At 63.4% G+C, this 14,196-nt stretch carries 18 protein-coding genes; 11 read left to right on the top strand and 7 right to left on the bottom strand.

Features of this window, described 5'->3' with window-relative positions; genetic code table 11:
• Positions 1–6 precede the first annotated feature (6 nt).
• Positions 7–1,728 (bottom strand): cytochrome c biogenesis protein DipZ, encoded by a 1,722-nt coding sequence (locus ISS99_RS21015; protein ID WP_204633557.1) that lies wholly within the window; start codon positions 1,726–1,728, stop codon positions 7–9.
• Positions 1,729–2,021: 293 nt separating this feature from the next.
• Between ISS99_RS21015 and ISS99_RS21010 the strand changes: the two genes are divergently transcribed.
• From ISS99_RS21010 to ISS99_RS20985, 6 genes are all read left to right on the top strand, one after another.
• Complete coding sequence (locus ISS99_RS21010; protein ID WP_204633999.1) at positions 2,022–2,546, top strand: RNA polymerase sigma factor; 525 nt, start codon at positions 2,022–2,024, stop codon at positions 2,544–2,546.
• A gap of 5 nt (positions 2,547–2,551) precedes the next feature.
• Positions 2,552–3,202 (top strand): NrsF family protein, encoded by a 651-nt coding sequence (locus ISS99_RS21005; RefSeq protein ID WP_204633556.1) that lies wholly within the window; start codon positions 2,552–2,554, stop codon positions 3,200–3,202.
• A gap of 92 nt (positions 3,203–3,294) precedes the next feature.
• Complete coding sequence (gene rsfS / locus ISS99_RS21000) at positions 3,295–3,681, top strand: ribosome silencing factor (protein WP_239538260.1); 387 nt, start codon at positions 3,295–3,297, stop codon at positions 3,679–3,681.
• A 13-nt stretch (positions 3,682–3,694) separates the two neighbouring features.
• Positions 3,695–4,165, top strand: a complete 471-nt coding sequence (rlmH, locus tag ISS99_RS20995) for a 23S rRNA (pseudouridine(1915)-N(3))-methyltransferase RlmH (RefSeq protein ID WP_204633554.1) — start codon at positions 3,695–3,697, stop codon at positions 4,163–4,165.
• Positions 4,166–4,213: 48 nt separating this feature from the next.
• Positions 4,214–4,672, top strand: coding sequence for a GNAT family N-acetyltransferase (locus ISS99_RS20990; protein ID WP_204633553.1), 459 nt, complete (start codon positions 4,214–4,216; stop codon positions 4,670–4,672).
• A gap of 15 nt (positions 4,673–4,687) precedes the next feature.
• Entirely contained in the window at positions 4,688–5,557 is an 870-nt protein-coding gene (locus ISS99_RS20985; protein WP_204633552.1) for a class I SAM-dependent methyltransferase, read from the top strand.
• A 58-nt stretch (positions 5,558–5,615) separates the two neighbouring features.
• Here the strand turns inward: ISS99_RS20985 and ald are convergent, their stop codons facing one another.
• Complete coding sequence (gene ald, locus ISS99_RS20980) at positions 5,616–6,734, bottom strand: alanine dehydrogenase (RefSeq protein ID WP_204633551.1); 1,119 nt, start codon at positions 6,732–6,734, stop codon at positions 5,616–5,618.
• Between the two features lie 155 nt (positions 6,735–6,889).
• Here ald and ISS99_RS20975 point away from each other — a divergent pair, with 155 nt between their 5' ends.
• Positions 6,890–7,363 (top strand): Lrp/AsnC family transcriptional regulator, encoded by a 474-nt coding sequence (locus tag ISS99_RS20975; protein ID WP_204633550.1) that lies wholly within the window; start codon positions 6,890–6,892, stop codon positions 7,361–7,363.
• 82 nt (positions 7,364–7,445) lie between these two features.
• Complete coding sequence (locus ISS99_RS20970) at positions 7,446–8,042, top strand: Maf family protein (RefSeq protein WP_204633549.1); 597 nt, start codon at positions 7,446–7,448, stop codon at positions 8,040–8,042.
• Here ISS99_RS20970 and ISS99_RS23700 read toward each other — a convergent pair.
• Together ISS99_RS23700 and ISS99_RS20960 are read right to left on the bottom strand one after the other, a co-directional pair.
• On the bottom strand, positions 8,017–8,829 hold the full coding sequence (locus ISS99_RS23700) for a CPBP family intramembrane glutamic endopeptidase (RefSeq protein ID WP_204633548.1): 813 nt from the start codon (positions 8,827–8,829) through the stop codon (positions 8,017–8,019). The genes ISS99_RS20970 and ISS99_RS23700 overlap by 26 nt on opposite strands.
• Before the next feature lie 11 nt (positions 8,830–8,840).
• The gene (locus ISS99_RS20960; protein WP_204633998.1) at positions 8,841–9,233 is read right to left on the bottom strand and encodes an MAPEG family protein; all 393 of its coding nucleotides are present in this window, start codon (positions 9,231–9,233) and stop codon (positions 8,841–8,843) included.
• 114 nt (positions 9,234–9,347) lie between these two features.
• Here ISS99_RS20960 and ypfJ point away from each other — a divergent pair, with 114 nt between their 5' ends.
• A complete protein-coding gene (ypfJ, locus tag ISS99_RS20955; protein WP_204633547.1) occupies positions 9,348–10,208 on the top strand; it encodes a KPN_02809 family neutral zinc metallopeptidase in 861 nt (286 codons plus the stop codon).
• A 402-nt stretch (positions 10,209–10,610) separates the two neighbouring features.
• Here the strand turns inward: ypfJ and ISS99_RS20950 are convergent, their stop codons facing one another.
• Positions 10,611–11,387, bottom strand: a complete 777-nt coding sequence (locus ISS99_RS20950) for an anti-sigma factor family protein (protein ID WP_204633546.1) — start codon at positions 11,385–11,387, stop codon at positions 10,611–10,613.
• Positions 11,374–11,940, bottom strand: a complete 567-nt coding sequence (locus ISS99_RS20945; RefSeq protein WP_204633545.1) for a sigma-70 family RNA polymerase sigma factor — start codon at positions 11,938–11,940, stop codon at positions 11,374–11,376. The genes ISS99_RS20950 and ISS99_RS20945 overlap by 14 nt, the downstream gene beginning before the upstream one ends.
• 134 nt (positions 11,941–12,074) lie before the next feature.
• Here ISS99_RS20945 and ISS99_RS20940 point away from each other — a divergent pair, with 134 nt between their 5' ends.
• Together ISS99_RS20940 and ISS99_RS20935 are read left to right on the top strand one after the other, a co-directional pair.
• A complete protein-coding gene (locus ISS99_RS20940) occupies positions 12,075–13,004 on the top strand; it encodes a metallophosphoesterase family protein (RefSeq protein WP_204633544.1) in 930 nt (309 codons plus the stop codon).
• A complete protein-coding gene (locus tag ISS99_RS20935) occupies positions 13,001–13,360 on the top strand; it encodes a cupredoxin domain-containing protein (protein WP_204633543.1) in 360 nt (119 codons plus the stop codon). The genes ISS99_RS20940 and ISS99_RS20935 overlap by 4 nt, the downstream gene beginning before the upstream one ends.
• Here the strand turns inward: ISS99_RS20935 and ISS99_RS20930 are convergent.
• A complete protein-coding gene (locus tag ISS99_RS20930) occupies positions 13,347–14,156 on the bottom strand; it encodes a dioxygenase family protein (RefSeq protein WP_204633542.1) in 810 nt (269 codons plus the stop codon). The two genes, ISS99_RS20935 and ISS99_RS20930, sit on opposite strands and share 14 nt — an antisense overlap.
• Positions 14,157–14,196 lie beyond the last annotated feature (40 nt).

Raw genomic sequence — 14,196 nt, 5'->3', positions numbered from 1 at the left:
GACCGCTCAACCGAAGGTGAAGGCGTAGGCGTACACGCCCGGATCGAGAAAAGTAATTTCGAAGTTGCGGTCGCCGGTACCGTGCGCCTGACGCACCAATTGGTAGAGCCGTTGTCCGGTGACGACGCCATTGCCGTCGGCGTCGGTATCGGCGCCGTGATCGTCGCCGGGCGCTTTGCCGTCAAGGGTGACGCGGAAGCGAACAGGCTTGCCGTCCTTGCCCGGTCCCAGCACCAGGTGCAGGTCGCGGCCACGAAAGCGATAGACGATGCTGCCGTCCGCGCGATTCAACGAGGCGCTTTGTGCTTCGACGGTCCAAAAACCCTTGAGCCCCCATTGATTCACCTCCAGCAAGGGCGCGCGATAATGATCCTCGTAGTCTTGCGATATCGGCCCACTCACGAAGTTCTTGCTTTTTGCATAACCCACATAGGTTTCCGGTGATCGGCTGACGTCGCCGGAGCCGGCCGCTTCTGCGCCCGTTGCACCGGGTTGCACGTAGCCGCCCGGCAGGTTCTGGTAGCCGGCTTCGGTCAACAGGCGGCGGATCTCGTCCTCGCTGGCGGTGTAGGCGCCTTCGCCATAGTGGTGCGCACGAATGTGCCCTTGTGCGTCGATGAAGTAATGCGCTGGCCAGTATTCGTTGTTGAAGCCTTTCCAGATCGCATAGTTGCTATCTACTGCAACGGGGTAGGTGATGCCGAAATGCTTGATCGCCTTGGCGATATTGGCGGGATCTTTTTCGAAGGCGAATTCCGGCGAATGCACACCGATCACCACCAGGCCGTGATCGCGATATTTCTGTGCCCAGGCATTCACATAGGGCAGCGAGCGAATGCAGTTGATGCAGGAATAGGTCCAGAAATCCACCAGTACCACCTTGCCGCGCAGCGATGCGGGCGTCAGCGGCGCGCTGTTGAGCCATTGGGTGGCCCCCGACAGCGAAGGCATTTCGCCTTCCACCGGCAAGGACTCTCCGGCCGAATGCGTGGTGGCCGCCGCCACGGGCGAGGGGCTTATGGCGTCGATCAGCTTTTGCTCGATGCTGCCGGTATTGGCCAGCGATGCGCGCGTCAGCCATCCGGTATCTGCACCCAGCGCCACCACGACAACTCCGGCCAGCACCAGCGCACCCAGTCCGCGGCGCGCCCATTCGCCAGCGCCAAGCGAGCGCTTCATCGCTGCAAATACGCCGCCGCCAACCAGTAGTGCGGCGGCGAGCGAAACCGCCGCGCCGCAGGCATAGGTGAGCAGCAGCAAGGTGGTTTGCACGCTAGCCCCTTTGAGTGCCGCACCGGTCAGCAACAATCCGAGGATGGGGCCCGCGCAAGGCGCCCACAGCAAGCCGGTGGCGATGCCTAGACCTGCGGACGACCACGCCGAATCGTGTTGCGCGTTCGAGCGCGAACTCAGCCGGTTGCCCAATGCCACGAACGGGCGGGTGAGCCATTGGGCTACGCGGGAAGAAAGCAGGGTGAGTCCAAGCAGCGCAAGCACTGCCATGGCGGCATAGCGCCCGTATTGGTTGGCGCGTACCGCCCAACTGCCGCCGACAGCGGCGAGCGTGGCTACCAGTGCGAAAGTGAGTGCCATGCCGATCAACATTGGCAAGCCGTTACGCGCGAATGGACGATCAGCTCGTGCGAATACGAAAGGCAGTACGGGCAGGATGCAGGGGCTGAGAATGGTCAGCACGCCACCTAGAAAGGCAAGGATCAGCAGGATCATCACGATGGCTCTCGGCTTGGTTTCTGACGGGGTATTCGCCACGCGGGGCGGAGCGGTTACGAGTGTGCGCCATTTTTTTTAGCGGTAACCAGTGCTCGAAACGCAACGAATAACGCTACATACGACGGCCCGGACGGCTCATGGCGCATTCTCCGACTTTCGATAGCTTGACCTTTGGTGACGCGTGGGTACTACTACGCGGGCTCCCAGCTCGGGAGCCAGGTAACCCGAAGGCCGTGTCGACCGAAACCATCCACGCCAGCGAACAGGCTGACCGGCAGCGGGCAGCATGGATGGCCGCCGCGCAAGCGGGCGACCAGCGCGCCTATGCGCGCCTGCTGACCGATTCGGTGGCCTTGATTCGGGCCGTGGCGCGAAGGCAGGGCGTGGCGGTAGATGCCTTGGACGATGTGGTGCAGGAGACGCTGTTGACGGTCCACCGCGTACGCCACACGTTCGATCCGACCCGTTCCTATGACGCATGGCTGGCGGCCATCGCCAGCCGGCGCGCGATCGATGCCTTGCGCAGCCACGGTCGTCGCGACCGGCGCGAAGTGCACGACGAGCGGGCTTACGACATGCATGCGGACCGCGACGATGCCAGTGCCGAAACCGAGCGCGCGCAGCAGGCCGGGCGCTTGCGCGAGGCGATTGATGCCCTGCCGCCGGGCCAGCGTGAGGCGGTCGAGCAACTCGGCTTGCGCGAGCGTTCGCTGGCCGAGGCTGCCGAGCACACGGGGCGCAAGACCGGTGCCCTGAAAGTTAATCTGCACCGCGCACTGAAGACGCTGCGTGACCGAATGAACGGAGAATCCTGAACCCGATGTCCGACGCAGCACGCCACGAAGCCCTGATCGACACGCTCGGTGCCGAGCTGACGCCGGTGCGGCGTCTGCCGCCGCCATGGCGGCGCGCGCTCGGCTGGCTGCTGGTGGTGGCAGTAATTGCCGCGGTGATGTTCATGCACTACGGCGCGCATACCATGCTGCATCGATGGGCCGCAGCGCCGGATCTTGGCTGGGCGGCCTGCGGCGCCGTGTTGACGGCGGTCACTGCCGTGCTGGCGGCCCTGGTGCTCGCCGTGCCTGGGCGCCCGACCGCCTGGGCGTGGCTGCCGGTGCCCAGCACCGTGCTGTGGATCGGCGCCAGCGGCCTGGGCTGCCTGCGCGCCCACATTCCCGGCATGCCGGTGATGGATCTGCACGGCGCCAACGACTGCCTGATCTTCATTATCAGTTTCTCGATTCCGCTGTCGGGCCTGCTGATCTGGCTGTTGCGCAGGGCTTGTCCGCTGCGGCCGGTCCTGACGGCGGTGATGGTCGGCCTGGCCAGCGCCGCCGCCTCGGCCAGCCTGCTCGAGATCTGCCACAACTTCGATGCCGCCGCGACGGATCTGCTGATGCACGCGCTGGCCGTCGCCATCGTGGTGGCCGCCAACGCGGCCATGGGCGGGCGCCTGCTTTCCAGGGCCTAGGGCGCAATCCGCTTGACGCCTGGTCATGGCTGGGCGGATATACTGCAGCCGCGCGATCCCGCGTTGTCGATATGCCTAAGAGGCCCCGACTCTTGACCACTACCCGCCATACCAAGGCCGTCACCACGGCCGCCCTGCGCAAGTCCGTCATCGCCGCACTTGAAGATCTCAAAGCCAAGGACATCCGAGAGATCGATGTACGCGGCAAAACCTCTATCGCCGACCTGCTCGTGATTGCTTCCGGCACCTCGGCACGCCACGTCAAATCCATCGCCGACGAAGTGGTCAAGTTCGCCAAACAGGCGGGCGTGATGCCGCTGGGTGTCGAAGGCGAGCGCGAAGCGGAGTGGGTGCTGGTGGATCTGGGTGACGTCATCGTGCACGTCATGCTGCCGCGCATTCGCGAGTTCTATGGGCTGGAGCGCCTGTGGACGGTGGGCGACCGCGACGCCCAGGGCGAAGCTGCCCTAGCCGGCTGAGAAAAACATCGGTATGCGCGCCCGCCTGATCGCCATCGGCGAACGCATGCCCTCGTGGGTTGCAGAAGGGTTTGCCGAATACCGCAAACGGCTGTCCCACGATTTGCCCCTCGAATTGATCGAGCTGAAGCCCGGCGCACGCGGCAAGAGCCGCGACGATGCGCGTGCGATGCACGATGAGGGCGCCTCGATACTGGCGGCACTGCCTCGAGATACCCACGTGGTTGCGCTGGATGGCCGCGGCAAGACCTGGTCGAGCGAGGAGCTTGCCGAACAGCTGGCCAGGTGGCGCATGGCCGGCCGCGACCTGGCGTTTCTGATCGGCGGCCCGGATGGCCACTCGCCCGACGTTTTGGCGCGTGCCGACCAAAAGTGGTCATTGGGTCCGCTGACACTGCCACATATGCTGGTGCGGCTGGTGCTGGCCGAGCAGCTCTATCGTGCGACGACGCTGCTCGCCGGGCATCCGTATCATCGCGCCTAGGGCACCTGAAAACCTCCGGCGTGCGTCTTTATCGCCACCGGAGTCGATATGGGCTTTTCCATTCATCAAGCCGGCATCCAGGATCTCGACGTGCTGGTGCCGCTGTTCGACGGTTATCGGCAGTTTTATCGACAACCCTCCGATCCCTCGCGTGCCCGCAGCTTTCTTGCCGAGCGTTTTGCCCATCACGAATCGGTGATCGTGCTGGCGCGCAGCGATGAGGACAGTGGCGTCGGCTTCGGTTTTGTCCAGCTCTATCCGCTGTTTTCATCGGTGCGTACGGTGCGCACTTATGTACTCAACGATCTGTTCGTATCGCCCCAGGCGCGCAGGCAAGGCGTTGCGAAGGCGCTGCTACTTGCTGCGGCTGATGGTGCGCGCGCACTGGGCGCGGCCAGCTTGTCGCTGACGACGGCGCTCGACAATCATCCGGCGCAAGCGTTGTACGAATCCCTGGGATGGCAGCGCGACCGCGAATTTTGCGAATATGCTCTCGTATTGCCATGAGAATGGAGCCGCAATGTGACAGTGACGTCGGAAAATATTGTTCGCAGCGGAGAGCCTAGTCGCACCGCATGGCGGGTAGCGGCCTTGCGCGCGGCACACCAGCTGCTGGATGAGCCGATCGTGCTCGATGATCCCGTCGCTTTGCCGATACTCGGGCGCGAGCGCGAAGCGGCAATGCGCGAGGATCCTTTCGAATACAACGATCCGCTATCGCGCGGCCTGCGGGCCGCTCTGGTGGTACGAAGCCGCGTTGCCGAGGACGAACTGGCGCACGCGGTGTCTGCAGGAGTGCGGCAATACGTGGTGCTCGGGGCCGGCCTGGATACGTTTGCGTACCGCAATCCGCATAGTGCGATCGGCTTGCGCGTGTTCGAAGTCGATCATCCTTCGACGCAGCAATGGAAGCGGCGATGCCTCGATGCCGCGGGTATCGCGCTGCCGGAAAACCTGACTTTCGCACCGGTGGATTTCGAGCGCGAAACATTGGCGCGAGGGCTTTCCGACGCGGGCTTTCGTGCAGACCTGCCGGCCTGCGTGTCCTGGCTTGGCGTAACGATGTATCTAACTGAGGACGCAATCATGCGCACCTTGGCGTTTGTGGCCAAGCTGCCTCGCGGTAGTTCGATCTGCTTCGACTATCGTCTGCACGAGTCCCTGCTCAATCCGATCGAGCGAGTCGTCGGCGAAATGATGGGGCAACGTGCGGCGGCCATTGGCGAGCCGTGGATTTGTGCCTTCCATCCGCAGGTACTGCAACGCCAGTTGCTGGCGCTGGGTTTCAGCGAAGCGGAAACCTTGGAGCCGGATGTGCTGAACCGCCGTTATTTGTTCCGACGCAAGGACGGATTGCGTTCGGGTGGACGCGTGATGTGCGCCAGAGTGTGAGCGGTTAACCCCGAAAGAACCGGGCGCCGCCACGTGGCGGCGCCCGGCCAATATTGCCTTACAGGCCGATGACGGTTTCAGCCTTCACGTACGGCAGGTTGTGAGCCTGGGCAACCGGCTCGCACACCACCTTGCCTTCGCACACGTTCAGGCCGTTGCGCAGATGAACGTCCTGCGCCAGCGCCTTCTTCCAGCCGTTGTTGGCCAGGGCCAGGGCAAACGGCAGGGTGACGTTGTTGAGCGCGAAGGTCGAGGTGCGCGCGACGGCGCCGGGCATGTTCGCTACGCAGTAGTGCACCACGCCATCGACCACGTAGGTGGGGTCCGAATGAGTGGTGGCGTGCGAGGTTTCCACGCAACCGCCCTGGTCGATGGCGACGTCCACGATCACGGAGCCCGGCTTCATGGTGCGCACCATGTCGTGGGTCACCAGCTTGGGTGCAGCGGCACCCGGCACCAGCACGGTGCCGATCAGCAGGTCGGCGCGACGTACCAGCTCTTCGATCGCCGAGCGGGTGGAGAACACGGTGGAGATCGAGGTGCCGAACTGCGTGGCCAGGCGCTTGAGCGCGTCGGCCGAGCGATCGACCACGGTTACCTTGGCGCCCATGCCCACGGCGATGGTGGCGGCATGGGTGCCGGACACGCCGCCGCCCAGGATCACCACTTCAGCGGCCGGCACACCCGGCACGCCGCCCAGCAGGACACCGCGTCCGCCCTGGGCTTTTTCCAGCGAATGCGCGCCGACCTGAGGAGCCAGGCGGCCTGCGACTTCAGACATCGGCGTCAGCAGCGGCAGCGCGCCATTGGCGGAGGTGACGGTTTCGTACGCAATACAGATGGCGCCGGAGGCGATCAGGTCGTGCGTCTGTTCGGCATCGGGGGCGAGATGCAGGTAGGTGAACAGGATCTGGCCCTTGCGGAGCTTCTTGCGCTCAACCGCCAACGGCTCCTTGACCTTCACGATCATGTCGGCTTCGGCAAAGATCTGGTCGGCATTGTCGACGATCGTGGCACCAGCGGCGACATAGTCGGCATCGCTGAGGCCGGCGCCGACACCGGCGTCCTTCTGCACCATCACTTGATGGCCGTTGTGCACCAGTTCCTGCACGGACGAGGGGACGAGGCCGACGCGGTACTCGTGGTTCTTGATCTCTTTCGGCACACCAATGCGCATGAATGTTCTCTCTCAAGTGGGTTTGCGCGCCGGCCCTCCCGGTCTCGCGCGGTTCGCAGTATGATCGAGACATTGCGCAATTTCTCGCTGATTAAGGCAGTGGTATTACCTATTTTTCGCATCCATTGCGACAAATTTGGATAAGCATAGAATTTATGACGACTCCTTCGCCCCCTTTGGACGAGCGCGACCGAGCCATCCTGCGACTGCTGCAGCAGGACGGTCGGTTGGCCAACATGGACCTGGCCCTACAGATAAATCTTTCGCCGTCCGCCTGCCTGCGCCGGGTAAAGCTATTGGAAGAGCGGGGGCTGATTTCCCGCTACGTGATGCTGCTGGACGAAAAGGCCGCCGGGTTGGCTGGTACGGCGTTCGTCCTGGTGACGCTCGATCAGCAGGGGCGCGCCGCGCTGGACGCCTTCGAGGCAGCCATCCAGCAGCACCCCGAAGTCACCGAATGCTGCCTGCTGGCCGGCGCGGCCGATTACATGGTGCGTGTGGCCTACGCCGACTCCGCCGATTTCGAGCGCATCCACACCGAGATCCTCACCCAATTGCCAGGCGTGGTGCGCGTGCAGTCGACGCTGGCGCTGCGTACCGTCAAGAAGACCACGGCGCTACCGGTGTGAATCGCGTGACCCGGTGACACCGCTCCGTTCCCTTGGCGCTCCCGTGCCTGACACGCCGTTTTGCCATCGATGAGGATGACCTGTGCTTTATCTCGCTTCGCAATCTCCGCGCCGCCGTGAACTGCTCGAACAAGCCGGCGTGGCCTTTTCGGTATTGAATGTGGATGTCCCTGAGCAGCGTGCTGACGGCGAATCGCCGCAGGATTACGTGCAGCGCGTGGCGCGCGACAAGGCGCGCGCCGGACTGGAGTGCCTGAAGGGCAACGATCGGGTTGATGCCATCGTGCTCGGCGCAGATACCGAGGTCGTATTGGACGGCGAGGTGTTCGGCAAACCGGTCGATGCGGCCGATGCGGGCGCCATGTTGCAGCGCTTGTCCGGGCGTACGCACGAGGTCATGTCGGCGGTGTGGCTGGCGGCAGTCGATCGGGAGCGGGGCGAGGTTTGCGTATCGCGCGTGCGCTTTGCCGCACTCGACGAAGCAGCGAGGGCAGCATACGTGGCCAGTGGCGAATCCTTTGGCAAGGCCGGCGCCTATGCGATCCAGGGCCTGGGTGCCACGCTGATCGAATATCTGGAAGGCAGCTATTCCGGCGTGATGGGTTTGCCGTTGTTCGAGACCGTGCGCCTGCTGAGAAACTTTCGCGCCGATATCACGGTGCCGCCAGCAGCGCGATGAAAGCGAACAGGTTGTAGACGCCGTGCGTAAGGATCGCAGGCCACAGCGATCCTGATTTCAGGCGCAGCCAGCACAGCACGACGGCTAGCAGGGTGAGGTTGGGCACGGCGTACCATTGGAAGTCCAGTCCGACCAGGTGCACGACGCCGAACAGCACGGCGCAAATGGTCACCGACCAGCGCACCGACAGACGTTGCATGAGCGCGGAAAGCAGCACCCCGCGAAACATCAGTTCTTCGATCATCGGACCGACGGTTACCGCGACCAGGCCAAGCGGCAGACGCAAACTACCCGAAGCCTGGCGGCTCAGTTCCTCGACGTTCTGCGTTACCGGATGGCCGTGCGCCAGCCATTGGGTGATGAACGCTCCGAGCGGCGGCATCACCAGGCCGACCAATAGCGCAATGACATACCAGCCCGCCGATGATGGCGCAGCCAACCCGAAACCGGGCGGCATGGCACGCGTCCACAGTGCGGGCCAGTTGCGCTGTACGAACGTGAGGATCAACAAGGTGATCAGCGGCAGAGCCACGACGACCAGCAGTGCGTTGCTGTCGGGCTGACGCAGCAAGGTCAGCGCGTGTTCGTGGGCTTGGGCTCGGGTCAGGTCCGGGTGGAGGATTCTTTGCGCCAGGCCGACGATCAGGCTGACCAGGCCGCCTGCCGCGATCTGCAGCAAAAAATACGCGGCAATCAGCGCCAGTGCGTAACCGACGTTTGGCGCGCGAGGCGTGTCGTCGAGCGGCTGCGGTCGTTGCTTGCGCAGGTTAATGGGCCATGCCGCCACGTTGCACCGTTTCAGCCGGCCAGCATCGCGCGACCCAGTCCCATCGCTGCCATGACCACCAGCGCCCCCCATCCCAGCATGCCGACCATGTACCCCGGTCCGCGCTTCTTGGCATCCCGCAAGTACGACAGCGCGTACCAGACCCGGCCGACTACCCAGACGAGGCCTGCAATGCCCGCCGCCAGGACATAGCCATAGTGGGCAGCGACCCACAGCGTGGGCAGGAACATCACGGTGCTTTCCAGCGTATTCATCTGCACGCGGTAAGCGCGTTCAAATGCAGGATGCCCGCTTATGGCCGGGGCCTCGATCCGGTATTTCCCGCGGGCATGTCCCACGGCGAACATGGTGCCGAACTGCAGGATGGCGGCCAGCAAGGCAACCAGGGCGGGAAGGTTCTGGATCATGGTCGAGTCAGTGCAGGCAGGTGATGTCACTGTAGCGGTTTGGTGCGATGCTGTGGGGCATGGCCGGAGGTGCCGGCTGGCACATTGACGACGCAGCAGCTCGGAGGGCGTATGGACTGGCAGAAAGGCGAGCAGAGCGAGAATGTCGAAGTCGATAGTGGCGGAGGCGGGGGTGGCAGAGGGTTTGGTGGCGGGCGCATGGGGATCGGGGGGTTGATCATCCTGGCCTTGCTGGGCTGGATCTTCTTCAAGAACCCGCTGGCCTTGCTGGATCAGGGTGGCGGGCAGCCCGGGGCTTATGCGCCGAACAGCCAGCCCGTGCAGGTGGATCCGCAACAGAAGGCGTTTGTCTCGCACATTCTTGGTTCCACCGAAAAAACCTGGGGCGACATCTTCGCCGGCATGGGTCGCACTTATACCGATCCCAAGCTGGAGCTGTTCAGTGGCGGGGTGAATACCGCGTGCGGTGCAGCGTCTACGGCGGTGGGGCCGTTCTATTGCCCGGGCGACCAGAAGATTTATCTGGACCTGGATTTCTTCCGTGAACTGGGCACGCGTTTCCACGCCAGTGGCGACTTCGCGCGTGCCTACGTGATTGCGCACGAAGTCGGACATCACGTGCAAAACCAGCTCGGCATCTTTGCCAAGACCAGCCAGCTGCAGCGGCAGGGCGCGCGCATGGAAGGCGCGGATGGACTGTCCGTGCGGCAGGAACTACAAGCCGATTGCTTCGCCGGCGTATGGGCCAACCGCACGCAGCAGCGCCTGCAGTGGTTGCAGCCCGGTGACGTGGAGTCGGCACTCAATGCCGCCAGCCAGATCGGCGACGACACCTTGCAACGCGAGGCGCGCGGTACGGTGGTGCCGGATTCGTTTACGCACGGCACCTCGGCGCAGCGCGTGAAGTGGTTCAAGACCGGACTGCAGAGTGGCGACATTCAGCAGTGCGACACGTTTAGCGGGGCGCTTTGATCGCAGTGGCACGCAGCACGGGCGCAATCGACGCACCATGGCCCAACCCTGCCTGCACTGCGGTACCTGTTGGGCGAGTTTTCGCGTGACGTTGCATTGGCTGGAAACCGCATCCCAGGTGGGCGAGGGAGGCGCTTGCGCTTGCTGAAAAGCTCGACCGGCACCGTCTGGCCATGCTCGGCACGCAAGCAGCTCACCCTCGTCAAATTGCGCTGGGTGGCGTCATCGGGCAACAGGTACGTTGCACGATCTATCTGCAGCGTCCGACCGTGTGCCGCGACGTGGAGTCATCCTGGGAGCCCGGCATCCACAACCCACAATGCGACAGAGCGCGTCCTGCCGCCAAATCAAGAAGACTGGTTGGCAAAAGACAGTCGTTTCGTACGCCTCGCACCTGTCGCTTCAACGTGCGACTGATGTTGAAGCATCGTCCTGAAACGCCAGTACGAACTGATGCAATTCGCTTTCGCTGACGTCGGAGACTGCAACGTAATGCACGCGGTCTGCGGTCCAGCAGATTACGTTGTAGCCGTGCCATTGCGTCGCTTCTTCAGCGGCGGATCCCGACGAAGCGGGCCACTGATAAAGATTGATGATGTGCAGTCGCCGCTTGTAGATCAGCGCGGCCACGCTGTGGCCTTCCAGCGCATCCAGGCGACCGCCTATCAATGGAAAGCCTTCACTCACCAGATCTTTCACGCGTGGCGCGAAGTCGAGCTTGCCGTCGAACCAGGGTTTCACCGTGTGCTGGTCGGTCGATACCACATCCATCAAATGCTCTGGCTGCATCGAGCGGATGTGACTGGAGACGACATCGCTGATTTCGGTGTTGGTGCCTGCATCCTGGCGTTGCGAGACGTAGAACCATGCCGGCGCAGTCAGCAATAGCGCAGCGACGAATCCTGCCGCCATGGCCAGGGCGACCGGTGGACGGCGCAGTTTGGTAGCCGCTGCGGTGGGGGCGGACGCGGTCGGTGTCCATGCCTTGCGCAATGCATCCGGCGCGCGGCGATAGAGCGCCGGTTGCGCCATGGCCTTGCTCAGCTTGGCGAATTCCGCATAGCTGGCCGCGCAGGCTGCGCATTCTTGCACGTGACGGGTAATCGCCAGGCTTTGCGCGGCATCCAGCTCGTCGTCGAGATAGGCATGCAGAAGCAGCCTGGCGTCATGGCACATCATGACGGCGCGCCTCCGTGGAGTGAGAAGTGAGTTCCAGCCTGAGCCGTTCGCGTGCGCGTGCGAGGCGCGACATGACGGTGCCGATCTTCTGTCCGGTAATGGATGCGATTTCCTTGTACGAACATTCTTGCAACTCCCTCAGCACAATGGTCTCGCGCAAGGCATGCGGCAGCTTTTCCAGCGCGCGTTGCAGGGAGTCGACATCCAGTGCAAGCAAGGCACGCGCTTCGGGAGTGGGTTGATCGTCGGCCGGCACGTGCACGTCGTCGTCGAAGGCTTCGCGAGCGCTATCGGGCAGCGTCTTCATGCGCAGGGAATAAAAGGTGTTGCGCACAATGGCCAGCAGCCACGTGCGCGCATCGCTGCCGTGGAAGCTGGCGTAATAGCGGAATGCGCGCAGCAGCGCTTCCTGCACGACATCCTGGGCGTCCGCATCGTCCCGGGCCAGCCAGCGCGCAAGGTTGTAGGCCGCATCCAGGTGCGGCAAAACCACTCCCTCGAAGCTCGCGCTTGCGGTAGCGGGCAGGTCAGGTGGATGGTCGTGAATATTCACTGGCATAAGCCTTGATACCGCGCTTGCCGCGACTTTATTCCCTGCTGGCAAAAGGCGGAATAGGCGGACTGGAAAGCGGGTAATGCCAGTGAAGGCCGCAACGGGCGGCCCGCTTCCAGGTGGAGTATTGGACTATGCAAGACACCCCCGACAGTCGACGGCAGTTCCTCAAATGCATGGCCTGGGCCGGAGCCGGTACGGTCTGGCTGATGAAAGGCGGCGTGCTGCATGCCCAGCCGCTGGGCGGCGATCAGGCAGCGGCGAAAGATGCCAGCTTCAGTTTCGTGCAGATCAGCGACTCGCACATCGGTTTTCACAAGGCGCCGAACGCGGATGTGGCCGGCACCTTTCGGCAGGCGCTGGCGCGGGTGAACGCGGAAGCTTCGCGTCCGGCGTTTCTGCTGCATACGGGCGATCTCACGCACTTATCCCGGCCTGAAGAATTCGACACCCTGGCGGGATTGATGCAAGAGGCGCGTGTTGGGCGCACTTTCTACGTACCGGGCGAGCACGACGTGATCGGCGATAGCGGTGCCGAATTCTTTCGCCGCTTCGGCGAGCGCCAACAGGCGGGCGGCTGGTACAGCTTCGATCACGGCGGTGTCCATTTTGTCGGCTTGATCAACGTGCTCAATCTGAAAGCAGGCGGCCTGGGTTCGCTTGGCACTGATCAGCTTGCGTGGCTGAAGAACGATCTGGGCGGCCTTTCCGCCTCCACGCCGATTGTGGTGTTTGCGCACATGCCGCTGTGGCCGTTGTATCCGCCATGGGGCTGGGGCACGGACGATAGCGCCGAGGCGCTGGTGCATTTGCGGCGCTTCGGGTCGGTGAGCGTGTTGAACGGACACATCCACCAGATCCAGCAGAAGGTGGAGGGCACCATCACCTTCTACACCGCGCGCTCAACTGCCTATCCGCAGCCGGCACCGGGTGAAGGCCCTGCTCCCGGTCCTTTGGCGAGCGTGCCGCCGGATGCCTTGCATCGCTACATCGGCGTTCGCGATGTACGCCACGTGCAGGGCAAAGAGCGCCTGGCGATCACTGACGAGGCTTTGTCGCGATGAGCACCGTCATCAAGGCTTTGGCGTTTGCGTTCGCGTTGACGGTATTGCTGTGCGCTGTCGAGGCGTCAGCGATGACCGCAAAGGCATCATCATCCAACGGCGCGAGGACCTATCAGGTCGCGATCCGCAACTTTGCTTTCGAGCCGGGAACCATCACGGTGCCGGCTGGTGCCACCGTGGTATGGGTCAACCAGGATGAGGAGCCGCATACGGTGACCAGCGCCGGATCGGGCTTTGCCTCATCCAAAGCGCTGGATACGGACGATAGGTACGAGGCGATCTTTTCCAGGCCGGGAACGTATACCTACTACTGCTCGATCCACCCGCACATGGTGGGCACGATCATCGTGCAGTAGCGGCGGCTTCCTGCGTATCGAAGCGGTAGATATCCATCGCCAGGAAGCCCAGGTCGATGCCGGCATCGATGCGTCGAACGGCAGCATCTTCACCGGCTGCACCGAGCGCCACGTAGAGCGGCAACAGATGCTCGTCGGTCGGATGCGCGTGTTCGGCAAACGGCGCCTGGCGGCGGTAGTCGAGCAGGGCATCGATATCGCCGGCCTTCATCTTTTGCTCGAGCCAGCCGATGAAGGGGCGTACATAAGGGGCTTCGCGCTCCTCGCTATACCCGGCGCGGAAATCGTGCAGGTTGTGGGTGATGCTGCCCGAGCCGATGATCAGCACGCCTTGCTCGCGTAACGGTGCCAGCGCGCGGCCGACGGCGTACTGATGCGCCGGCCCCAGGTTGGACTGGATCGACAAAGGCACCACCGGAATATCGGCCTGCGGATAAAGCAGGCGCAACGGCACCCACGCACCGTGATCAAGGCCTTGGGCTCGGTCGAGCCGGGGCGCGAGTCCGGCGCGATCGAGCAACTGCGCAACCTGCAGGGCAAGTTCGGGCGCGCCGGGCGCAGGGTAGCGAATCGCAAACAGTTCGCGTGGAAAGCCGTAGAAATCGTGGATGGTTTCCGGCTGTGGCGAGCCGCCTACGGTCGGCTCGTGCGCGAGCCAGTGAGCCGTGGCAATCACGATGGCTTTCGGGCGCGGCAACTCGGTCGCCAGTTCGGCCAGACGCTCACCCACCTTGCCTGGATGCAAGGCAGTCATCGGCGAGCCGTGCGAAATATAGAGACTGGGCAACGTATTCATGGTGACCGCTCGGGGAGGCGCTTCCCTGCAAGTATGGGCC

The organism is Dyella mobilis (assembly GCF_016904945.1).
GTDB lineage: Bacteria > Pseudomonadota > Gammaproteobacteria > Xanthomonadales > Rhodanobacteraceae > Dyella_B > Dyella_B mobilis.
This window is presented reverse-complemented; position numbering and strand designations above follow the sequence as displayed.

Bases quoted from the DNA above. Each gene is read 5' to 3' on its own strand.
- ypfJ (WP_204633547.1), top strand. From the start codon at position 9,348: ATGGACTGGCAGAAAGGCGAGCAGAGCGAGAATGTCGAAGTCGATAGT.
- ISS99_RS20990 (WP_204633553.1), top strand. From the start codon at position 4,214: ATGGGCTTTTCCATTCATCAAGCCGGCATCCAGGATCTCGACGTGCTG.
- ISS99_RS20935 (WP_204633543.1), top strand. From the start codon at position 13,001: ATGAGCACCGTCATCAAGGCTTTGGCGTTTGCGTTCGCGTTGACGGTA.
- ISS99_RS21010 (WP_204633999.1), top strand. From the start codon at position 2,022: ATGGCCGCCGCGCAAGCGGGCGACCAGCGCGCCTATGCGCGCCTGCTG.
- ISS99_RS20975 (WP_204633550.1), top strand. From the start codon at position 6,890: ATGACGACTCCTTCGCCCCCTTTGGACGAGCGCGACCGAGCCATCCTG.
- ISS99_RS21015 (WP_204633557.1), bottom strand. From the start codon at position 1,728: ATGATCCTGCTGATCCTTGCCTTTCTAGGTGGCGTGCTGACCATTCTC.
- ISS99_RS20950 (WP_204633546.1), bottom strand. From the start codon at position 11,387: ATGATGTGCCATGACGCCAGGCTGCTTCTGCATGCCTATCTCGACGAC.
- ald (WP_204633551.1), bottom strand. From the start codon at position 6,734: ATGCGCATTGGTGTGCCGAAAGAGATCAAGAACCACGAGTACCGCGTC.
- ISS99_RS21005 (WP_204633556.1), top strand. From the start codon at position 2,552: ATGTCCGACGCAGCACGCCACGAAGCCCTGATCGACACGCTCGGTGCC.
- ISS99_RS20940 (WP_204633544.1), top strand. From the start codon at position 12,075: ATGCAAGACACCCCCGACAGTCGACGGCAGTTCCTCAAATGCATGGCC.
- ISS99_RS20930 (WP_204633542.1), bottom strand. From the start codon at position 14,156: ATGAATACGTTGCCCAGTCTCTATATTTCGCACGGCTCGCCGATGACT.
- rlmH (WP_204633554.1), top strand. From the start codon at position 3,695: ATGCGCGCCCGCCTGATCGCCATCGGCGAACGCATGCCCTCGTGGGTT.